Origin of the sequence: Psychrobacter faecalis (assembly GCF_016107575.1) — a bacterium.
GTDB lineage: Bacteria > Pseudomonadota > Gammaproteobacteria > Pseudomonadales > Moraxellaceae > Psychrobacter > Psychrobacter faecalis.
Genome location: NZ_JABAST010000003.1, coordinates 20,041 through 42,430 on the forward strand (window position 1 = coordinate 20,041; position 22,390 = coordinate 42,430).

The 22,390-nt window shown below is 45.0% G+C and carries 19 protein-coding genes; 17 read left to right on the top strand and 2 right to left on the bottom strand.

Annotated elements, in window-relative coordinates; translation table 11 throughout:
* Positions 1–52 precede the first annotated feature (52 nt).
* The 8 genes from odhB (at position 53) to JFC07_RS01705 (ending at position 10,646) form a co-directional block, all read left to right on the top strand.
* Positions 53–1,315 (top strand): 2-oxoglutarate dehydrogenase complex dihydrolipoyllysine-residue succinyltransferase, encoded by a 1,263-nt coding sequence (odhB, locus tag JFC07_RS01670; RefSeq protein WP_068407829.1) that lies wholly within the window; start codon positions 53–55, stop codon positions 1,313–1,315.
* A gap of 219 nt (positions 1,316–1,534) precedes the next feature.
* Positions 1,535–2,986, top strand: coding sequence for a dihydrolipoyl dehydrogenase (gene lpdA, locus JFC07_RS01675; protein ID WP_068407828.1), 1,452 nt, complete (start codon positions 1,535–1,537; stop codon positions 2,984–2,986).
* A 193-nt stretch (positions 2,987–3,179) separates the two neighbouring features.
* Positions 3,180–4,346, top strand: coding sequence for an ADP-forming succinate--CoA ligase subunit beta (gene sucC / locus JFC07_RS01680; RefSeq protein WP_068407827.1), 1,167 nt, complete (start codon positions 3,180–3,182; stop codon positions 4,344–4,346).
* A gap of 178 nt (positions 4,347–4,524) precedes the next feature.
* Positions 4,525–5,400, top strand: a complete 876-nt coding sequence (gene sucD, locus JFC07_RS01685; protein ID WP_068407825.1) for a succinate--CoA ligase subunit alpha — start codon at positions 4,525–4,527, stop codon at positions 5,398–5,400.
* 121 nt (positions 5,401–5,521) lie between these two features.
* Positions 5,522–6,568 carry a UDP-glucose 4-epimerase GalE gene (gene galE, locus JFC07_RS01690; RefSeq protein ID WP_198327942.1) on the top strand — a complete coding sequence of 349 codons (1,047 nt, stop codon included), beginning with the start codon at positions 5,522–5,524 and terminating at the stop codon, positions 6,566–6,568.
* A gap of 52 nt (positions 6,569–6,620) precedes the next feature.
* Positions 6,621–7,502 carry a UTP--glucose-1-phosphate uridylyltransferase gene (locus JFC07_RS01695; protein WP_068407821.1) on the top strand — a complete coding sequence of 294 codons (882 nt, stop codon included), beginning with the start codon at positions 6,621–6,623 and terminating at the stop codon, positions 7,500–7,502.
* Between the two features lie 3 nt (positions 7,503–7,505).
* Entirely contained in the window at positions 7,506–9,170 is a 1,665-nt protein-coding gene (pgi, locus tag JFC07_RS01700) for a glucose-6-phosphate isomerase (protein WP_068407819.1), read from the top strand.
* 87 nt (positions 9,171–9,257) lie between these two features.
* Entirely contained in the window at positions 9,258–10,646 is a 1,389-nt protein-coding gene (locus JFC07_RS01705; protein WP_193029924.1) for a UDP-glucose/GDP-mannose dehydrogenase family protein, read from the top strand.
* 149 nt (positions 10,647–10,795) lie between these two features.
* Here JFC07_RS01705 and JFC07_RS01710 read toward each other — a convergent pair whose 3' ends face one another.
* Positions 10,796–12,283, bottom strand: coding sequence for a phosphohexomutase domain-containing protein (locus JFC07_RS01710; RefSeq protein WP_227678261.1), 1,488 nt, complete (start codon positions 12,281–12,283; stop codon positions 10,796–10,798).
* 177 nt (positions 12,284–12,460) lie between these two features.
* On the opposite strand from JFC07_RS01710, the gene mazG reads away from it, so the two are divergent.
* The 8 genes from mazG (at position 12,461) to yjgA (ending at position 20,335) form a co-directional block, all read left to right on the top strand.
* Complete coding sequence (mazG, locus tag JFC07_RS01715; RefSeq protein WP_198327943.1) at positions 12,461–13,336, top strand: nucleoside triphosphate pyrophosphohydrolase; 876 nt, start codon at positions 12,461–12,463, stop codon at positions 13,334–13,336.
* Positions 13,323–13,724 carry a ComEA family DNA-binding protein gene (locus JFC07_RS01720; RefSeq protein WP_198327944.1) on the top strand — a complete coding sequence of 134 codons (402 nt, stop codon included), beginning with the start codon at positions 13,323–13,325 and terminating at the stop codon, positions 13,722–13,724. Before mazG ends, JFC07_RS01720 begins: the two co-directional genes overlap by 14 nt.
* Positions 13,725–13,888: 164 nt before the next feature.
* Complete coding sequence (pcnB, locus tag JFC07_RS01725; protein WP_198327945.1) at positions 13,889–16,201, top strand: polynucleotide adenylyltransferase PcnB; 2,313 nt, start codon at positions 13,889–13,891, stop codon at positions 16,199–16,201.
* A gap of 42 nt (positions 16,202–16,243) precedes the next feature.
* A complete protein-coding gene (gene folK, locus JFC07_RS01730) occupies positions 16,244–16,792 on the top strand; it encodes a 2-amino-4-hydroxy-6-hydroxymethyldihydropteridine diphosphokinase (RefSeq protein ID WP_198327946.1) in 549 nt (182 codons plus the stop codon).
* Between the two features lie 111 nt (positions 16,793–16,903).
* Positions 16,904–17,704 carry a 3-methyl-2-oxobutanoate hydroxymethyltransferase gene (panB, locus tag JFC07_RS01735; protein ID WP_198327947.1) on the top strand — a complete coding sequence of 267 codons (801 nt, stop codon included), beginning with the start codon at positions 16,904–16,906 and terminating at the stop codon, positions 17,702–17,704.
* A 96-nt stretch (positions 17,705–17,800) separates the two neighbouring features.
* Positions 17,801–18,703: a pantoate--beta-alanine ligase gene (gene panC / locus JFC07_RS01740; RefSeq protein WP_198327948.1), complete on the top strand. Its 903-nt coding sequence runs from the start codon at positions 17,801–17,803 to the stop codon at positions 18,701–18,703.
* Between the two features lie 41 nt (positions 18,704–18,744).
* Positions 18,745–19,704: an RNase adapter RapZ gene (rapZ, locus tag JFC07_RS01745; protein ID WP_198327949.1), complete on the top strand. Its 960-nt coding sequence runs from the start codon at positions 18,745–18,747 to the stop codon at positions 19,702–19,704.
* 118 nt (positions 19,705–19,822) lie between these two features.
* The gene (gene yjgA / locus JFC07_RS01750; RefSeq protein WP_198327950.1) at positions 19,823–20,335 is read left to right on the top strand and encodes a ribosome biogenesis factor YjgA; all 513 of its coding nucleotides are present in this window, start codon (positions 19,823–19,825) and stop codon (positions 20,333–20,335) included.
* A 118-nt stretch (positions 20,336–20,453) separates the two neighbouring features.
* On the opposite strand, the gene JFC07_RS01755 is transcribed toward yjgA, so the two are convergent.
* A complete protein-coding gene (locus tag JFC07_RS01755) occupies positions 20,454–21,074 on the bottom strand; it encodes a thiol:disulfide interchange protein DsbA/DsbL (protein WP_068407799.1) in 621 nt (206 codons plus the stop codon).
* A gap of 454 nt (positions 21,075–21,528) precedes the next feature.
* On the opposite strand from JFC07_RS01755, the gene ubiG reads away from it, so the two are divergent.
* The gene (ubiG, locus tag JFC07_RS01760; protein ID WP_198327951.1) at positions 21,529–22,389 is read left to right on the top strand and encodes a bifunctional 2-polyprenyl-6-hydroxyphenol methylase/3-demethylubiquinol 3-O-methyltransferase UbiG; all 861 of its coding nucleotides are present in this window, start codon (positions 21,529–21,531) and stop codon (positions 22,387–22,389) included.
* Position 22,390 lies beyond the last annotated feature (1 nt).

A 22,390-nucleotide genomic window follows, 5' to 3' on the forward strand; every position in this document is an offset into this window, starting at 1 on the left:
CCTATCACGACTTAATAATAAAGAGTAATATCAATATCTAAGGAGTATATCGATGGCTGAAATTAAAGCCCCCGTTTTTCCAGAATCGGTTGCCGATGGCACCCTCGTGGAATGGCATGTCACTGAAGGTCAAGAAGTTAGCCGCGACGACTTATTGGCTGAAATTGAAACTGATAAAGTGGTATTAGAAGTGGTTGCACCTGATAACGGTGTGGTTACCAAAATCGTTAAGCAAGTTGACGATACGATTTTGTCAGACGAGCTAATCGCCGAGTTTGAAGCTGGTGCTAGCGGTAGTTCTGCTGGTGGTAGCAGCGATAGTGCTGATGAGCCTGCAGTTGACCCAGATCAACCAGCAGCGCCAGTACAGCCGAAACAAGCTACCGATGGCGGTGAGCCAGTCCAAGCGACAGATAAAAAAGACGAAGCGGATCATAAAGACCAAAGCCCTGCGGTACGAAAAGCGGCGAAAGAATCTGGCGTTGATCCTAAAAATGTCGAAGGCAGTGGTCGCGGTGGTCGTGTAACCAAAACCGACATGGCAAACCCAACGCTAAAAGCTGATAGCTCTATCAAATCTGATAGCGGTCGTCCAGTTGCTGAATCAACCGGTGAGCGTACTGAAAAACGCGTACCAATGACGCGTCTACGTAAGACAGTTGCTAACCGTCTACTGGCTGCCTCACAAGAAACAGCGATGCTAACCACGTTTAACGAAGTCAACATGAAACCGTTGATGGATATGCGTGCTAAGTATAAAGAGCAATTTGAAAAGCGCCATGGCGTACGTCTAGGCTTTATGTCATTGTTTATTAAAGCGGCGACTGAAGCACTAAAACGCTTCCCAGCGGTTAACGCGTCACTAGACGGCGATGACATCGTTTATCACGGCTACTATGATATCGGTGTTGCCGTATCTTCAGATCGTGGTTTGGTCGTTCCTGTATTGCGTGATACCGACCGCATGAGTATGTCTGATGTTGAGGCTAAGATTCGTGAGTTTGGTGGTAAAGCACAACAAGGTAAACTTGGTCTTGATGACATGACTGGCGGTACGTTCACCATTTCAAACGGCGGCGTCTTTGGTTCACTCATGTCAACGCCTATCTTGAATCCACCACAAACTGCTATCTTAGGTATGCACGCTATCAACGATCGCCCAATGGCAGTCGACGGTAAAGTTGAAATTTTACCAATGATGTACCTAGCACTATCATATGATCACCGTATGATTGACGGCAAAGAAGCGGTACAGTTCTTAGTTACTATCAAAGAGTTGGTCGAAGATCCAACCATGCTACTCCTAGACCTGTAAGCTTTTAAGCTTGTATCGGTAACCACTGATACAAGCTTTTTCACTTTGGACGAGGAGATTGTGGTTTATTGTCAAATAAATGCGACTTTTTTTGTGGTGTATTAACGACGGAAAAATCGTCATTTATCATTCAGTAGGCCAACCAGTCATTTAAATCATCATAAAATCAGAAAAAAATCTAGAAATAAATTAGAACCAAATTAAAAATAGGAACGTACTATGAAAGACAATTATGATTTAGTCGTCATCGGCGGCGGTCCTGGTGGTTACGAAGCCGCTATTCGCGCAGGTCAATTGGGTATGAGCGTGGCTTGTATCGAAAAACGCGTTTATAAAGGTGAGCCAGCACTGGGTGGTACTTGCTTAAACGTCGGTTGTATCCCATCAAAAGCCTTACTTGATTCATCACATCGTTATGAAGCAACCAAACATGACCTTGCTGAACATGGTATCAGCACCGGTGACGTTGCTATCGATATCGAGCAAATGATTGGCCGTAAAGAAGCCATTGTTAAGCAATTGACGGGCGGCGTGGCGGCATTGCTAAAAGGCAATGGCGTTGACTGGCTACAAGGCTGGGGCACGTTAGAAGATGGTAAAGGTGCGGATAAAAAAGTTAAATTTACTGCCCTAGAAGACGAAAGTGAAACGACTATTACCGCCAAAAACGTCATTCTTGCAGCAGGTTCGGTGCCTATCGATATTCCTGTGGCAAAAACTGATGGCGACCGTATTGTTGATTCTACTGGCGCGCTTGATTTCACCGAAGTACCAAAGCGTTTAGGCGTCATTGGCGCAGGCGTAATTGGTCTTGAGCTAGGTTCAGTATGGCGCCGCTTGGGCGCGGAAGTGGTTGTCTATGAAGCGCTACCAAGCTTCCTAGCAGCGGCTGACAAAGACATCGCTAAAGAAGCGGGTAAAATGCTGAAAAAGCAAGGTCTTGATATCCGTGTTGATACCAAAGTAACCAATGCTGAAGTGAAAGGCGATCAAGTTGTCGTGACCAGCGAAGCAAAAGGCGAAGCCTCGGATGAAAGCTTTGATAAACTGATCGTTTGTGTCGGTCGCCGTGCTTACTCTGAAAAACTATTGGGCGCAGACAGCGGTATCACGTTGACTGAACGCGGTCTTATCGATGTCGATGACCAATGTAAAACCAACCTTGACGGCGTTTATGCAATCGGTGACTTGGTTCGTGGCCCTATGCTTGCGCATAAAGCCATGGAAGAAGGCATGATGGCGGTTGAGCGCATTCATGGCGAAAAAGCACAAGTTAACTATGACACCATTATCAACGTCATTTATACCCATCCAGAAATTGCATGGGTTGGTTTGACCGAGCAAGAAGCGACTGAAGCGGGTTATGAAGTCAAAACTGGTTCATTTAACCTAGCAGCGAACGGCCGTGCACTTGCCCAAAGTGAAGCACAAGGCTCTATCAAAGTTGTTGCTGATGCCAAAACAGATCGTTTGTTAGGTATGCATGCCATTTCTGCTGGTGCGGGCGATATTGTCCATCAAGGTATGATTGCGATGGAATTTGTATCTAGTATCGAAGATTTGCAGTTGATGACATTTGCGCATCCAACCATTTCTGAAGCGGTTCATGAAGCTGCTTTATCAGCAGATGGCCGTGCGATTCATGCCATTCAGCGTAAAAAACGTAAGTAGTTTTTGAGATTAAATTGCTTAAGATTAACTTGCTTAAAATGAAAGCATTTGAGTAAATATCAAGTTTAACCGGATGGTGCGGCCGCTATCACTATTATGATAACGGTCGCCGCCATCATAAGTGTGGCAGCATTATTCTGCCTTGCACTTGTTTTCACTTTTTATTAATTGTAAAAAATAAAGGATACAATCAATGAATTTACATGAGTATCAAGCAAAAGAGCTATTGAAAAGCTACGGTTTGCCCATTCAAGAAGGCATCATCGCCCATAATGGCGACGAAGCTGCTGCTGCTTTTGATAAAACGCCTACTGATATTGCGGTTATTAAAGCGCAGGTTCATGCTGGTGGCCGTGGTAAAGCGGGCGGTGTGAAGCTCGTTAAAACTCGCGAAGAAGCAAAGCAAGTTGCTGAAGAGCTTATCGGTACCAATCTGGTTACATTCCAGACTGACGCAGAAGGCCAACCCGTAAACTTTGTTTTGGTTGCAGAGGATATGTACCCAGTACAAACTGAGTTATATCTTGGCGCAGTTGTTGATCGTTCTACGCGTCGCGTAACTTTTATGGCATCAACCGAAGGCGGCGTTGATATCGAAGAAGTCGCAAGCGAAACTCCAGAAAAAATCTTTAAAGTAAGCGTTGATCCATTAGTTGGTCTAATGCCTTACCAAGCACGTGAAGTGGCATTTAAACTGGGTCTTGAAGGCAAGCAAATCAACCAGTTTGTAAAATTGATGAGCGGCGCTTATCAAGCATTCGTTGACAATGATTTTGCATTATTAGAAATCAACCCATTAGCGGTTCGCGAAAATGGCGAAATCGTTTGTGTTGATGGCAAAATCGGTATCGATTCAAACGCTTTATATCGCCTGCCTAAAATTGCAGCCTTACAAGATAAAACGCAAGAAAACGAGCGCGAGCTTAAAGCCGCTGAGTTTGACCTAAACTATGTTGCCTTAGAAGGTAACATCGGTTGTATGGTCAACGGTGCTGGTCTTGCGATGGCGACCATGGACATCATCAAATTGTACGGCGGCAAACCTGCTAACTTCTTGGACGTTGGCGGCGGTGCAACCAAAGATCGCGTTGTTGAAGCGTTCAAAATCATTCTAGAAGACAGCAGTGTTGAAGGCGTTCTCATCAACATCTTTGGCGGTATCGTACGTTGTGACATGATTGCCGAAGCGATTATCGAAGCAGTTAAAGAAGTGAACGTAAAAGTACCTGTCGTTGTCCGTCTAGAAGGTAATAACGCTGAAAAAGGTGCTGAGCTACTAGAGCAATCTGATGTGAAAATTATTTCAGCTCAAGGCCTAGCAGACGCGGCACAAAAAATTGTCGATGCGGTTAAAGCATAAGCCTTTAATATAAGTCGTGAGGGTAAGCGCTGTTTTATTCATAACTCGCTTAACCAGACGCTTAAGCATTATAGTCACAGCGTGATGGCAGTTTTTAGTAAAAGCATAAATCGTTAACATTTAACGATAAGTGAGCGAGAAAACTGCTATTGCAAGACAACCGAATAAGGAAAACATAATGAGTGTATTAATTGATAAAGATACCAAAGTATTGGTACAAGGTTTTACTGGTAAAAACGGTACATTCCACTCTGAACAAGCAATTGAGTACGGCACTAAAGTAGTCGGCGGCGTAACCCCAGGTAAAGGCGGTCAAACGCATCTAGGTTTGCCAGTCTTTAATACCATGGCAGAAGCGATGGAAGCGACCCAAGCTGACGCTTCAGTTATCTACGTACCAGCGCCATTTGTACTAGATTCTATCGTTGAAGCAGTCGATGCCGGCGTAAAATTGATCGTCGTAATCACTGAAGGCGTACCTACTATCGATATGCTAAAAGCCAAGCGTTATATCGAAGAAGCAGGCGATGTACGTATGGTTGGTCCAAACTGCCCAGGCGTTATCACTCCAGGTCAGTGCAAAATCGGTATCATGCCAGGCCATATCCATTTGCCCGGTAAAGTGGGTATCATCTCACGCTCTGGTACGTTGACTTATGAAGCGGTTGCCCAAACCACTAAGCTTGGCTTTGGTCAGTCTACTTGTATCGGTATCGGCGGCGACCCTATCCCAGGTATGAACCAAATCGATGCGCTAAAACTGTTCCAAGACGATCCACAAACCGAAGCCATCGTATTAATCGGTGAGATTGGTGGTACAGCTGAAGAAGAAGCGGCGGCTTATATCAAAGAGCACGTAACTAAGCCAGTTGTTGGTTATATCGCTGGTGTGACTGCGCCTGCTGGTAAACGTATGGGCCATGCTGGCGCGATTATCTCTGGTGGTCAAGGTACTGCTGAAGAGAAATTTAAAGCCTTTGAAGACGCTGGTATTGCTTATACTCGCGATCCATCAAAAATTGGCGATAAGTTAAAAGAAGTTACCGGTTGGTAATTTAGGTATTAATAGCTAGTCTAATACCAAAACATCGTTGAAAAAAAACAAAGGCACTCCTACAATGGGGTGTCTTTTTTTATTCTAAAAATAACTTTCCTTTGATTAAAATGTAGCAATTATGAAAAATAAGATATTGGTAACTGGTGGCGCTGGATATATTGGCTCACACACTTGTATAGCTTTACAGGAAGCAGGCTATGATATTGTTGTCTACGACAATTTGTCTAATAGTAGCCGTGAAGCTATTGAGCGCGTATCCAAGCTCATTGATCAACCCATCGAGTTTGTTGAAGGCGATATTCGTGATATTGATCTACTTAAACAGGTCTTCGCCGAGCATCAGTTCTTTGGTGTGATTCATTTTGCGGGACTAAAAGCCGTTGGAGAATCGGTGGCCAAGCCATTGCTGTATTATAATAATAATGTCAGTGGCACCATTGCTTTATTGGAAGTTATGAAAGAAGCCGATGTTAAGAATTTGGTTTTTTCATCTTCTGCGACCGTCTATGGAGATCCTGAATCCTTGCCTATCAATGAGGAATCAAAGCGTTCTTGCACCAATCCTCATGGTCAGAGCAAACTGATGGTCGAGCATATTTTAGAGGACTTAGCGGCAACCGATGATGGCTGGAATCTTATTCCACTTAGGTACTTCAATCCCGTAGGTGCGCACCCATCTGGGCAAATTGGCGAAGATCCAAATGATATTCCTAATAATTTAATGCCTTATATTTCGCAAGTCGCCGTTGGCAAGCTTGAAAAACTTAGTATTTTTGGTAATGACTATTCTACTGTCGATGGGACGGGGGTACGCGATTTTATCCATGTCACTGATCTTGCCCAAGGTCATGTAGCAGCGCTTAACTACTTACAGAAACAAGTAGGTCGAGATAAATACAGCTCAATAGGTTTTTTACCCATTAATCTGGGAACAGGTAAAGGAACGTCTGTTTTAGAATTGGTCACGGCTTTTTCTGAAGTATCAGGCCAAAATATTCCTTACCAGTTTTCTGCTCGGCGCGCAGGAGATATTGCCAGCTGCTATGCCAGCGCCGATAAAGCCAAAGATTTGCTAGGTTGGGATGCCACACTATCTATCACTGAGATGTGTGAAGATACGTGGCGTTGGCAGAGTAAAAACCCGAATGGCTATCATAGCGCTTAGCATTGATTAAGCATGTTTCTTATTTCACACTTTTAAATACAGTCTAAAAATTATGAAAAAAATTACTCACGCTGTTATTCCTGTCGCAGGCTTTGGTACGCGTATGCTGCCGTTATCGAAATCAGTGCCAAAAGAGCTGCTACCACTTGGTAATCGTCCCGCTATTCATTATGTCGTTGAAGAAGCCATTGCTGCGGGTATCAAACATATTGTTTTGGTCGGTCATGCGCAAAAAAGCGCCATCGAAAACTACTTTGATATCAATGCTGAATTGGATAATCAATTGCGCACTAAAGGTAAAGGCGCGTTAGCTGATAGCTTAAATTGGTTACCCGAAGATGTAACGGTGTCTATGATACGCCAAGGCAAACCGCTAGGGTTGGGGCACGCGGTATTGGCGGCGCGTCCAATCATCGGTGAGCATGACTTTGCTGTACTGTTGCCAGATGTGGTGCTCGATCCATTTACCACCGATATAACGACTGATAATTTGGCGTTTATGATTGAGGCCTTTGCTAAAGACACGCATTCGCAAATATTGGTCAATAACGTAGCAGATGAAGATGTGCATAAATACGGTATTGCCCAATTAGACGAAGCATTTAATCAAGCGCATGAAATCGAGCAAGCTGATAAAAACGCGAGCTTTAAAGTTGCCGGTTTTGTCGAAAAGCCAAATTTAGCGGATGCCCCTTCAAAATTGGCCGTTGTCGGTCGTTATGTATTTAGCAATCATATATTTGATTATCTGGCCAATACTAGAGCGTCGGTTGGCGGCGAGATTCAACTGACTGATGCCATTGATGCCTTGATTAGCAAATATGGCGTTAATGTGACGACCATGCGCGGCGATAGTTATGACGCAGGCGATATGCGCTCGTATATGCAAGCGTTTATCTATTTTGCCGAGCAGCAGTTAAGGGATGATAAATAGCTAATGGATGAGAGAAATAATAAGGGCTATAAAAGTGCCCGCCACTCTAAGTATTGGCAGCATTTAGCCAAGTTAGCGGAGCAGCCGTGGGCGCTTGCCCCATTGTTCGCGCAGGATAATGAGCGGACGTCTCGCTTTAGCACGCAAGCGGGCGCGCTATATATGGATTATAGCAAGCAGTGTATTAATGATGCGGTGCTAGAAAATTTATTAAATTTGGCGAATAGTTGCGAGTTGTCAGGCCGTATCGATGCCTTGTTACAAGGGGCGATGGTTAATACCAGTGAAAAGCGAGCAGCGCTGCATACCGCTCTACGCTTGCCAGCTACAGAACAGCTGCAAGTTGGCACGCAAAATGTCGCCGCTGATGTACATGAGAGCTTGGCGCAGGTAGAAAGATTGTCAGAGCGGGTACGCAACGGCACATGGCGCGGATTTTCTGGCAAAGCAATCACTGATGTGGTTAATATTGGCGTTGGCGGCTCAGATTTAGGCCCGCTGATGGCGACCACCGCGCTTGATGAATGGGCAGATACTGCTATCGAGGTGCATTTTGTCTCTAACATGGATGGCACACAGCTTGATAATTTGCTCAAGCACCTAAATCCTGAAACCACTTTATTTATCATCTCCTCCAAATCTTTTGGCACCGTTGACACGCTATCCAATGCCAAGACAGCACTGTCATGGTTACTCGCTACGGCAAAGCTACGCGCTGGCACGGAAGAAAGCGTCTTGCGCCGTCATTTTATCGGCGTATCGGCCAACTGTGAAAAAATGACTGCATGGGGCATTCACCCTGAGCATCAATTGCAGCTGTGGGAATGGGTTGGCGGCCGTTTTTCATTGTGGTCGGCGATTGGACTTGCTATCGCTATTCGTATTGGCATGAATGGTTTTAAAGAGCTGCTAGCCGGCGCACATAATATGGATAAGCATTTCGCCCAAGCAGACTTTTCTGAGAATTTGCCAGTATTATTAGGTTTGCTCGCCGTTTGGAATAGTACCTTTTTACAAGTCAATGCGCATACCGTGCTGCCTTATGATGGGCGTTTGGAGTATTTGCCAAGCTACTTGACCCAGCTTGAGATGGAAAGTAATGGCAAATCGGTGACGCAGCATGGCGCGCGCCTTGATTATGATACGTGTCCAATTTTGTGGGGCGAGATTGGCTCCAATGCGCAGCATGCTTTTTATCAGCTTCTGCATCAAGGAACGCAGCAGGTCTCTTGTGACTTTATCGCTTGCGTGCGCCGTTATAGTGATGATGCGACAAATGAATCGCTACAGCAGCAGCATGAATTGTCTTTGGCAAACTGTTTAGCGCAAAGTCGGGTTTTAGCTTTTGGTAATGCTGCTATTGCTGATAAGGATATTGAAGCGGCTTCTGATGCCGATAAATACAAATATTACCGTGGTAATCAGCCGTCAACCACGCTCCTTATTGATGAGCTGACCCCGCATAGTTTGGGGGAGCTGATAGCGCTTTATGAGCACAAGGTTTATGTCATGGCCAGCATTTGGGATATCAATCCGTTTGATCAATGGGGCGTTGAGATGGGCAAGAAAATGGCAGAGTCGGTGCATACCGCCATGCAGCAAGGCGGCGATGCGCAATTCGACACCTCTACCAATCAGCTATTGCAGCATATTAAGCTGTTGTCTTAATGGCTTATGGCTAGTAGCTAGTGGCATCATGCGACTGGCTTATCCACTTATCCACTCTGCCAACTTTGCAATATAAAAGGTAATCTTATGAGCGCTGCCGCTATAAATAAACAACAGACAGATAACGACCAATCCGCACCACATTCATTTAACCAAGCCGCTAAAAACACCAGTGTTTGCGTCCTCGTCGGTCACAGTATTGAGGCCATTACCAGTGCGGTGGTACTGGCAAGTCTTGGTCATACGGTGCATCTTTATACTGATAAAGAGGTATTGACGCAGCAATTACAACAATATGGTTTTGAGCATCATTTGCAAGCGCTATGGCAGATGTACGTGCAGCAGCAGCAGATTGTCAGCTACGCTTTGCCCACTACTGCGAGTAAGCTGCTAGAGCACTATGAAAAGACGGATGATAATAGTGAGAGAAAACAAGTTGCGCTATATTGGTTATTTTTAGACAGCATTCGCTCAGTATGGCAAGCAGACAGCTGGATTACCGCCTTTAACCACAGTCATCAGCAAACCTTACCGCTTATTATGAGTGGCATTAAACAGCTGGGCGCGGTTGACGCATTGTCCAAGCAGTTGCAGCGCGCTTGGGTTTATTATGTGCCATTTGTATTCTTAAAAGATGGCGATGCGTACAGCTCAATGCTAAATCCATCATTGTTGTTGCTGGGTGAAAAAACGCCAAATAGCCGCCATCATTTAACGATGCTACAGCCTTTGATGCAACAGGCGCGCGCGTTTCATCAAGCAGATATTGCTACTATAGAGTTTGCCCGTAGTAGTATCATGGCGATGCTTGCCACAAGGGTGAGCTTTATGAATGAGATGTCGCGCTTGGCGGATAGTCAACAGGTCGATATCCAGCAAGTCAGTCACATTATGGGACTTGATGAGCGCGTAGGCAGTAGCTACTTGCAAGCAGGCTGGGGCTTTGGTGGTAATACACTACCGACAGAGTTGGTTAAGTTGCAGCAGTCCAGTACAGAAAAGAGTCTAGCTATGCCGTTACTACAGGCAGTCATTAATATCAATGAAGACCAAAAAGAGCTGATATTTCGTAAGTTTTGGCAATATTTTGATGGATTTATCGACCATAAAACCGTGGTGATTTGGGGCGGTAGTTATAAAGCGGGCTCGGGACGGACAGCAGAGTCGGCTATTCATCCGTTGTTAGCGCTACTCTGGTCTTATAATATCCGCACGCTGGTATATAGTGATAAAGCCCAAACCGAGCTTGCCGAGCTCTATGGACAGCAATCGCTACTGGAACTGATCGCCAGTCCGTACCAAAAGCTTAATGAAGCGCAGGCGATTTTTATTATCAGCTGGTTGTCAGAAAATAAGCTAGATGTTGCTAGGCTTAATGAGCAGGCGCTGCCGATATTCGATGCGCGCAATGCGCTGTCGCGAACGCAGGTTGATGATTTGGTCGGTGACTATATAGGGATTGGTCGCGCCAAATAAAGCTTTTTAACAAGGGTAAAATAAGCGTAGCAGACAAGCAGCTAATGAACTGAATCTAAATAAAAGCGCCGATTAATATAAAAATTAACCGGCGCTTTTTCGTTCTCATAAGTTCAGAATGTCTTTACTTAGCATTATGATTACTTAAGTTAAGCAGGCACCGCCCCTTTACTAGCAAGCCATTGCTGAATCTCTTGGGTTTTGGTTTGTAATAAATTCTCATCACCGCGACTTTCAATATTTAAGCGAATTAATGGTTCAGTATTGGAAGCGCGTAAGTTAAAACGCCATTTGCCAAAGTTTAAACTTAAGCCATCAAGCATCGATTTGGTTGGATTTTCGGCGCTAAACTTCTCTTCGATAGCGCTAATAATGGCTGGCGCATCATGAGTGGTCAGGTGAAAATTTAGCTCGCCTGAGCTTGGATAGGCTGCAATATAACCGCTGACCAATTCTGATAAGGTTTTACCGGTAATCGATAATAACTCAATGGTCAAAAGCCACGGAATCATGCCGCTATCGCAGTAGAAAAAATCGCGAAAATAATGGTGAGCGGACATTTCGCCGCCATAAACCGCGCCAGAATCCCGCATCACTTGCTTGATAAATGAGTGCCCAGACTTGCTAATAACCGCCTTACCGTTATGCTCATCAATGACGGCTTCGGTGTTATAAATCACTCGCGGATCATAGACGATTGACTCGCCCGCATATTTATTTAAAAACGCTTGCGCGAGCATGCCAACGACATAGCTACCATCGATAAATTCGCCGTATTCATCAAATAAAAAACAGCGGTCAAAATCGCCATCAAAGGCAATGCCAAGATCGGCTTTGTTTTCCAGCACCGCTTGCTGAGTGGCGGTTCGATTGGCCTCAATCATTGGATTGGGAATGCCATTTGGAAAGCTACCATCAGGCGTATGGTGCAATTTAAGCACTTCAATTGGCGCGCCAGCTTGTGCTAACTTGTCGATTAATAAATCAACGACGGGACCTGCGCTACCATTGCCGGAGTTGATAACCAGTTTTAGCGGTTTTAATTTATCAACATCAATAAACGTCATGACATGATTGATATAAGCGCTTTTATCCGTTAGTAATTGTAATGCGCCTTGTTGATTATCCGTACTAAATTGCCCCGATTCTGCCAACGCTTGAATCTCTGCCAAGCCATCATCGGCGCTAATCGGCTTGGAATACTCTTTGACCAATTTTAAGCCATTATAATTAATCGGATTGTGGCTAGCCGTTACTTCGATACCGCCCAACGCCTGATAATAACTGGTCGCAAAGTAAACCTCTTCTGTGCCTGTCATACCCAAATCAATCACACCGACACCCGCATCGAGCATACCTTTGATGGTTGCTTGTTTTAACTGCTCACTGGAGTGGCGGATATCGCTACCGATGACGATAGCTGGCTTTAAGTCTTTTAGTTCAGCGGTAGCCTCATTATCGGCACTGTGATAACGCTCGAATAAAATTTGGGCAAAGGCACGGCCGATACGGTAGGCGATAGCTTCATCGAGATTGACGCCAAGCTCGCCGCGGATATCGTAAGCTTTAAATGACTGAATGCTAATAGGGTGAAAATCTGTTGCTGGCTGATAGCCAGTAGTCGCAGAAGTGGACATAATAATAAGCTTCCTTGTGCGTGCGTAGTAAAAAATGAGGGAGTGATAACAGGATTATAAGTCAATAAGCGTTCAATGATACACTAACTACCAAATGAGTCATAAAGCCGTAGTGGTACTTTATGTGAGCATTTTTATAATTATCCGTTTCTAAGATAAAAAATATAAGAGTATTTTATGAGTGACTTAAACAACCAAACGTTAACTTCTATTACGCCGCCCAACCCTGTACAAGGAACGCCAGTAGCAACTGGCGAGTTAGACGATTTATTAAAGTTAATGGCACGGCTGCGCGCAGATTGTCCGTGGGATAAAAAGCAAAGCAATCATAGCCTCATTCCGTACGCGATTGAAGAAGCCTATGAGCTCGGCGAAGCGGTTCAAAGCGATGATGACGAAGATATCAAGGGCGAGCTTGGCGATGTGCTTTTGCAAGTGGTGTTTCATTGTCAGATGTACGCAGAGCAAGGGCGCTTTGATATTAGCGATGTGATTACCACGTTGCAAGAAAAGCTTATTCGCCGCCATCCGCATGTCTTTGAAGCCGAAACGCTACAAGACGACGCTGCGGTAAAAGGTCGCTGGGATGAGATTAAAGCACAGGAAGACCAAGCTCGCGCCGCACGTGGCAAGCCGAAGCGTCGTTTGGATAATACCAAGGCAGGTAGTGCGTTGATGCAAGCGCAGGAAGTGCAAAAACAAGCGTCAAAATTGGGGTTTGATTGGGAAGGGGTCAGCGGCGCATTTGATAAACTCGATGAAGAAATTGCCGAGCTAAAGGCCGAGATTTTAGATAAGCCCCAAGTTGAAATCAAAACCAATATCAGAGAGATTGAAAGGGAGCTTGGCGATTGCATGTTTGCCTTGGTCAATGTCGCCCGTAAACTCGACCTCGATGCTGAAACTGCAACATTAACCTGTGTACATAAATTTAAATCACGCTTTGGTTATATAGAAGAGCAATTAGCGGCTGCTGGCAAGCGTTTAGAAGATAGCGATATCAATGAGATGGATGCGTTATGGGAAGCGGCGAAACAGCATGAACGCGACTAATAAAAGCCTATTTATTAAATGGCAGCATGCTAATTTATTTAAAAATGCCGCCGTTTTTTTAGTAGGCATATTTTCTATCATGGTGATGCTGTCTCATCCTGCCCTTGCCGCACCATGTTTTGATAATGCTAAAAGCGCTTATCATTATCTATTGACGCAAGAAGCAGCACAAAGCCAAGTGCGCACGCAGACTAGAATTAATATCAATCGCGCCACAGAAGCCGAGCTGGTGGCATTAAACGGTATTGGCAGCAGTAAAGCGCAGGCGATTATTTTATATCGCGAGATGTTTGGCGGCTTTAAAACGGTCGAAGAATTAACGAAAGTCAAAGGCATCGGCGCAAAAACGGTTGAGAGAAATCGCCAGCGTTTAAGCGTACAAGATTAAGCGCTTTATTTTGTATTATTTAACCCCCATATTGACAAAATAGCATGTAAGTAAATGTCATAACACACCCACCATGGTCAAAATTTGTTAAACTAGCGGGTACATCCGCCTGATAGACGCTGTGTTCGTCGGGGTGGTTAAGAATAAAGGCGAGGAGTAGATGCATGGCCGAGCGTGCCGCCAAGCAGTTAGAACTGAATAAATCTGAATTACCCAATTCCATTACCGAAGTGATAGCCACCCTAACCCGAGCTGGGTTTGATGCCTATATCGTCGGTGGCGGCGTGCGCGATACTTTGCTAGGCCTGCGTCCAAAAGACTTTGACGCGGTCACTGATGCCAAACCTCATGAGATTAAAGACGTCTTTGGCAAGCGTTGCCGTATTATCGGTCGCCGCTTTCAATTGGCGCATGTCTACTCTGGGCGCGAACTTATTGAAGTGGCGACCTTTCGTGGACCACCACTGAATAATTCTAATACCAATCAAGACGGGATGATTCTGCGCGACAATGTCTGGGGCGATATCAAACAAGACTTTGCCCGTCGTGACTTTTCTATCAATGCCCTTTATTATCAACCGCTCAAAGGCGTGGTACATGATTTTTGCGGCGCGCTTGAAGATATCGATAATAAAGTTATTCGTCTATTGGGTCATGCACCGACGCGTATCGAAGAAGATCCGGTCAGGTTGCTGCGTGCCCTGCGTTTTAAAGCCAAGCTTGGTTTTGATTTTGATAGCGAACTCGCCGCCCAGTTTCATGATGACAATTGGGCGCTGCTGGAGCAAATTTCTCCGCATCGTCTTTATGATGAAACGCAAAAAATGTTTACCGGTGGCTATTTAGTGCCGCTACTGCCGTTATTGTTTGAGTCGGGCGCGATTGACAGTTTAGTAATTTATCCGCCTGCTGAGCCAAGTGCCTTGGTCAAACAAGTCGCTATCAATACCGACAAACGTATCGCCGCTGGTAAAAGTATCAATCCTGCCTTCTTTTATGCCGCGTTATTGTGGGAAAACTATCTTCATCAATTGGAAAAAGCCAAAAAACGCAATATGCCTTTTGCTGACGCGCAACTGCACGCAGCGGGCAAAGTCATCGACCGTCAGCGTATCAAGACCGCCATTCCAAAATTTGCCGAACAATTTATCCGTGATATTTGGATATTACAGCCAAAATTGGCGGCGCCGCGCAGCAAACAAATTATCCAGTTGTCTGAGCATCCTCGTTTCCGCGCCGGTTTTGATTTCTTGCTATTGCGTGAGCAGTGCGGTGATGCCGAACATCCGCTTTCAGAGTCGACCAATGGCATGGGCGAGTGGTGGCAAACCTATCAAACCCTGACCGAACAGCAGCAAGATCAAGCGATTGATGATTTTGATGAGAATATCCGTCGTGGTGCCTATAAACAAGGGCAGCGTGGTCGCGGGCGTAATCGTCAAAAGCCGCAAGCTTTAAACACATCAAACCATGATAAGGTAAATCACATAGAAAACAATCAACAAAATAATGTAGACGGTAACGCCCATAGCAAGCAGGCTAATGATGCCTCAAACGTGCCGCCGCGCCGCCGCCGCGCTGCCAGCCAGTCTACTCAGCAGGCTAATAACAATGGCAGTCATAGTGCCAGCAATAATAGTCATCATAAGGGCTATGATAAGCAGCAAGCAGCACAAGATAATAATGAGCTGGCGCAATTGCAGCAGTTATCCCTGGCGAATACTGGCAAGCAAACGGCAAATAAGCGCCACGATGCCAAGCCTGTACCGTTATTTGTCATCGAGCATGAAAAAGTGGTTCCGCCATTACGCAAGCAATTGCCAACGGATGATCAGCCAAAATCTAATGCTAAATCAAAGCAAGCGCCTGTGCAGCAAAGCCCAAAAGCTGAAAATACGTCATCTAAGAAATTAGGGGTTGCACGCCAATCTGACAGCTCTGCCAACGCTGATAAGCAAGCGCAGCAGCAGGATGCAAAAGCAAAACCAGTCGATACCAAGTCTGCTGCTAGCAAAGCCGATTTTGACCAGTCAGCTTTATCTACAACGGCCAATACTAATGCTGCTACTAATGTCCATACTAAGCGTACTGTCGCCCAAACGCCAGCGCTTGTCAGCATAAATAACGAGCCGATACCGTATAAACGTCGCCGTCGTCAACCTACTGCGATAGCGGAAAATAGTAATACTGACAGTAAAAATAACGCTGATCACTTGCTTAACGTAACGGCAAAACCAGCTAGCGATAAAGAGCAAGTAGTAAATACGGCCAAGTATGAGAAAAAAGTGCCTAAAGCTGCATCATATTTTGCTGAGGATACACCGTCTGTTGCTAAAAAAGCTGCTGCAACCAAACAGAATATTAAGAAACAGACTACTCAAGCTCAGAATCGAACAGCCGCTAGCAAGATGAATGAGCAAAAAGGGCCGGTTCCATCAAAACGCCGCCGCCGTCAGCCAAGCGTTAGCAACGGTTAGGCTTACAAGCCGATTTTAAAGCACTAAAGCACAGTGAAAACTATGAACAGCCACCTTGAAACTAGCAATGCCAATAAAAGTAGTAACGATATAAGTTGGGTTACCTGTTATGTTGGTTTAGGCAGCAATCTAGAAAACGAGCTAGGTTCGCCGGTAGAGCATTTACAGCAAGCCATCGTAGCTATGCAAGAAAATAAGCAGATACGAGCGGTACGAGTGTCTTCTTTCTACGCTTCGGCGCCGATGGGACCGCAAGATCAGCCTGACTTTGTCAATGCGGTGGTAGGTTTTGAGACTACCTTAACTGCGTTTGAGCTGCTTGCATTTTGCCAAGCGCTAGAACAACAAGCCAAACGCGCCCGTTTGCGCCGCTGGGGTGAGCGCAGCCTCGATGTCGATATTTTATTGTATGGGGATATCAAAATCTCAGAGCCGCAATTAACGATACCGCACGCAGGCTTACATGAGCGCAATTTCGTCCTACTGCCGCTGCGAGAGTTGGCGCCAGAGTTAATCATTTTAAACAAACCAATAACGGATTATGCGTCCAGTGACGATTGGACGGGGCTAAAGCTATTAAAACTGAATTAATGCCTCTTTAGTGCCTCTGTAGAATTATGAATAAGTTGGATGCTACGATAGTGGCTGTGCATTTTATTAAAATATCAAAAGCTATAAATAGTTAACCGCATTGAGGGTCATATGACAACCTTATCTACTTTAAATAAATTTAAAAAAGACGGTGTTAAATTCACCTGTCTGACCTGCTATGACGCCATGTTTGCGCGTATGATGGACAACGCGCAAATCGATACGATTTTGATTGGTGATAGTTTGGGCATGGTAGTACAGGGTCATGATTCAACCTTGCCTGTCAGCGTTGATGATATGGCTTATCATACAACCAATATCGCCCGTAGTAATAAGCATGCGTTGATTTTAGCGGATTTGCCGTTTATGAGTTATGTGACGCTCCCAGATGCGGTGGCCAATAGCCGCAAGCTGATGCAGGCGGGCGCGCACGTGATTAAGATTGAAGGCGGTAGTGAGCTTTGCGATTTGGTCAAAACCTTGGCGCAAGCAGGTACGCCGACTTGTGTGCATTTAGGACTGACGCCGCAGTCTGTCAATGTCTTTGGTGGTTATAAAATACAAGGTCGCGGTGATGCAGCAGCCGAAAAACTGCTGACTGATGCTAAAGCGGTCGTCGAGGCGGGTGCAGCGCTTTTGGTATTAGAGTGTGTACCCGCTGAGCTTGCGAAGGCAGTTACAGAAGCCGTAGCTGTGCCGGTTATTGGGATTGGCGCTGGTGCTGCTACTGATGGTCAAGTCCTTGTCATGCATGACATGCTGGGCATGGTGCACGGCCGCGTACCGCGCTTTGTCCATGACTTTTTAACTGACGAGCGTAATAGCGCAGGTAGTATTGAAGGGGCTTTTGCGCTGTATCAGCAGTCGGTACGTGACGGCAGTTTTCCCACTGAGCAGCACCAATTTAGCTAGCCGTATTAAAGTAAATCGTATTAAAGTAAGCCGTATTTGATTTAATGATTTGACCATTATCAGTAGAACAAGCTGTCAGGATAAAACGTATTAACCATGTCCATTATTTATCATCACATCGCAGCGTTGCGTAACGCCTTAAACCCTTATCGTGGTCAGCAAAATGGCAAGCAGCGTATTGCGTTAGTGCCAACGATGGGCAATCTGCATGACGGTCATCTTGAGTTGGTTAAACTTGCCAAACAACATGCCGATATTGTGGTGGTGAGTATTTTCGTCAATCCTACCCAATTTGGCGTCGGTGAAGACTTTGATAGCTATCCTCGGACGTTAGATGAGGACGTTGCCAAACTTACTACTGTTGCTGCCGATTACGTATTTGCGCCCAGTATTGATGAGATGTATCCGGTATTACCGCCACCAACGTCCGTTCGAGCAGGCGCAATCACCAGCCAGTTATGTGGCCAATCGCGTCCAAGTCATTTTGATGGCGTTGGCATTGTCGTCTCAAAGCTCTTTAATATCGTCCAGCCCAATGTCGCTGTGTTTGGGCAAAAAGACTATCAGCAGTTGGCCATTATTCAGCAGTTGGTGCGTGATTTAAGTTATCCGATTAAAATCATTGGCGCACCTATCGTACGAGCGGCTGATGGTTTAGCTTTGTCTTCGCGCAATCAGTATTTAACTGAAACTGAGCGCAATATCGCTCCCATGCTTCATCAAGAATTACAGCGCTTAGCCGACCAGCTAATGAATGGCGCATATATCGAACGAGGGCTTGAGCATTTATTAGCAGCGGCTAGCGCGCGTATCACTGCCGCAGGTTTTATCATTGATTATTTAGAAGTCAAAACGGCGCAGCTTGATGCTTTAGAGATAGATGAAAAATCGACAACTTTCGCTGGAAGTCAGCAAGATTTGGTGATTTTAGTTGCTGCTTGGTTGGGCCGTGCACGCTTGTTAGACAATCAGCTAGTGACGGTAACACTGCCGTCATGAGCGCGGGAGTGGCTAGACGCAATGTATAAGGATGACGGATCATGAGTACAACTAAGGACAATGAGCACGCCAAATCAAATAACGAGCAGACACAGACACATAAAGATGGTTTAAGTATCTTGGTGGTGTCAGGGCGCTCAGGCTCGGGCAAAACCTCCGTACTCAATATCCTAGAGGATTTGGGCTATTATTCTATTGATAATATGCCTTTGTCATTGGTTCCTGAGGCGGCGCAAAAGCTGGTTTGTGATAGCGGGATTAAGCGCGTCGCCCTTGGGGTCGATATTCGCACTCCGCGTGCCGATTTGTCCAATTTTGCCGAAATACACGATACGTTAAAGCGGACGTATGGCGAAGAGGCGCTCACCGTCATTTATGTGACGGCGCAAGAGGATATCTTGGTGGCGCGCTTTAATGCCACCCGCCGCATTCATCCTTTGATGGTGCAAGATAGCAAAGGTATAGAAAATACCACTGATAATTTACCAGCGGCAATTGAAAAAGAAAACCAGCTTTTACAGCCGATATTTAGGCGTGCGGATCTTAAAATTGATACCAGTATGCTAAATATTCATCAGCTAAAAGAGCGCCTGCGCGATTATGTTGGCGCTGACAATCAAATCGCCATTAACCTGTTATCCTTTGGTTTTAAATACGGCAGCCCAATCGATGCCGACTTTGTCTTTGATGTGCGCATTTTGCCCAATCCGCATTGGAACCCAAAACTGCGCGCTGCGACAGGGCTTGATGCGGAAGTTGCTGAATTTTTTGCTGATTATCCAGAGGTGGCAGAGATGACTGACGATATCGCTACATTTTTGACGCGCTGGTTGCCAGATTTTTTACACAACAACCGTCATACGGTAACGGTTGCCATTGGCTGCACCGGTGGCAAGCATCGCTCAGTATTTATTACCAAGCATTTGCAAGATAAATTGACTACCAATCTGCCCGAAGGTTTGAGCGTTACCGCTAAGCACCGCGAAAAACATCGTTGGTAAGGCAAGGTTAGTAATGCTAATTATTAATGGTTATTAGCTACGATGAATGCTTAAGCAATATAATCAGCAAGACGCAATAAACTCTATTATTTACTATCTCGAAAAATGGAAAGCTTTTATGATTGACTGGTCAGAACAAGATATGCGCGTCTCGCGCACAGAGCTCAAAAAAGCTCATGAGCGCTTACAGGCATTGTCGATACCGCTTGCCAGCTTATCGAAAAAGCAGCTTAAAAAACTGCCGGCAAGTGATTATTTTATGGCAGAGCTGATGGCGCTTGCTGATATTACCAGTGCCAATGCGCGCAATCGTCAAACCAAACGGGTCGGTAAACTCATCAGTGAAGAAAACCGCCATGAATTGGTTAAAGCCTTGTTCGATGCTTTTTTTCCAAAAGAGCAGATTTCTAAAATCGAAAGCTGGATTGAGCGCTTAAACATCAATGATGAAGGCACGCTAAAGCAGTTTGTAAAACAATACAAAGCCTCTGAGCGTAATAGTTTGTATCAGTTGCTGCTATGGATTGAATATGCCAAACATACACAAGACGATGAATTGATGGCGGAGTCTAAAGAAGATTTGGCCAGTTATATTCGTGAAGTGGCGATATTGTCGCAGCTGAAAAGCTAATTAATAATAATGCTTATATTAATTTATAAACCATGACCTATAAAAAAGCCAATCGTTAAAGATTGGCTTTTTGCATTTTTATAAACGTTCATTTTCTTAATAATTTACACATCTTAAATTATTTTTTCTCGGCACGTACTTTATCAACGAGATAATCAACCACTTTAGGAACAGTGGCGCTTTCACCAGTCACCACATACTTACCATGGACGACTACTGCTGGTACGCCTGAAAGTTGATAACGCTTAGCACCTGCCTGTGAGCGACCAATTTTTGTGCCAACGGCAAATGAGTTATAAAGACTATTGAATTTCTTTTCATTCACCCCTTTAGATGCGTACCATTTGCTCAGTGATGCTTGGTCAAATAACTGTTTGCCGTCTTTATGCACAGCATCAAATAGGGCGTCATGGGTTTTGTCTTCATAGCCTAGTAATTGCGCGGCGTAGAAACCACGGGCGCTGGCTTCCCAAACAGGGTTTAGCGCGGCTGGGGTTTTGAAAAATGCCACGTCTTTGTCTTTGGTTTTGGCCCATTTTTCCATATGTGGATTGAGGACGTTACAATGCGGGCAGCCATACCAAAAGAATTCACGCACAATGATAGCATCACCGCTGATTTTTTCTGGGTTGTCTAGCACGCGGTAGTCTTTTCCTGCGACATAATTGGCAGCTTGTGCGCCCATATTGGCAAACCCAATAGCACAAGCCAAACCAGTCAATGCGATGATACGTTTCATACTTTTTCCTTGAGGTGTCGAGATTCAGAATAATTGTTTCAGAAGGTTCGATTCAGCAGTCATTTAGCGCATTTGTATAGAGGTCTCACAAGTTTAAGCGGCAATGCGTCGCCTAAATCACCCTTTTATAGACTACTGCCTATAATAGCGTAAAATGCCCATAGTTGTGAACCCGATTCTTAACTAACGGTTGTAAAGCTGTGAGCTATTATTTAAGGTATCTTACTTATGGTTTTGCGCTTATTTTATACCTTGAATTTCAGCCCGATCGTCAATCCAAAGTCGTTAAGCCAAATTTTTTCAATATAAGAATAACTGACTCATAAGACTATAATTTGCGCGTTTCACAAACGGTGACGATGTACTCACGACAAAGTTGCTGCTCTCATGCTAATATTGAGCGTAGCATCATACTTCCCGATAATAACTATAATGCCAATAAAGGAAAAATCCTATGAGCCAAGTTTTACCTTCTGCGCAGCTTGTGAATCATCAACAAAACAATCCTACTGACAATATGAGCAATAGTAATAATGCTGCTAACGAATTCAATCAAAACACGGCGATTAATGTCGATGCCAGCGAAGTAGAAAAATTCAACAATTTGGCGAGCGAGTGGTGGAATAAAACCGGCGCCTTTGCCACCTTACACGAAATCAATCCGCTACGCCTTAATTGGATAGAAGGCAACGTCAAGCACGGCTTTAAGAGTGCCGATAGCAGTAAAATCGCAGAGTTGGGCTTGGCGGGTAAAAAAGTTCTTGATGTCGGTTGCGGCGGCGGTATCTTGTCAGAATCAATGGCGCGACGCGGCGCTGATGTTACTGGTATTGACCTTGGCACAGAAAATCTCAAAGCGGCGGCCTTGCATGCTGAGCAAAGCAATTTAGATAATACCTTGCGTTATCAGCACATTCCGATTGAACAATTGGCTGAAACCCATGCCGGCCAGTTCGATGTGGTGACTTGTATGGAGATGCTCGAGCATGTACCAGACTCAACTGCCATCGTTGAGGCGTGTTTTAAGCTACTAGCGCCAGGCGGCGTTTGCGTGCTCTCGACCATTAACCGCAACCCTAAGTCCTACTTATTTGCCATCGTTGGCGCTGAGTATGTATTGCGCCTACTTGATCGCGGCACCCATGATTACGCCAAATTTATCACCCCAGCCGAATTGGATAAAATGGCAATTAATACGGGTTTCAGCCGTCAAGATATGATTGGGCTGCATTATAATCCGTTGACCAAACGCTACTGGTTGGCGCAAAACGTCGATGTCAATTATATGATGGCGGTACAAAAACCACTGACGTAAA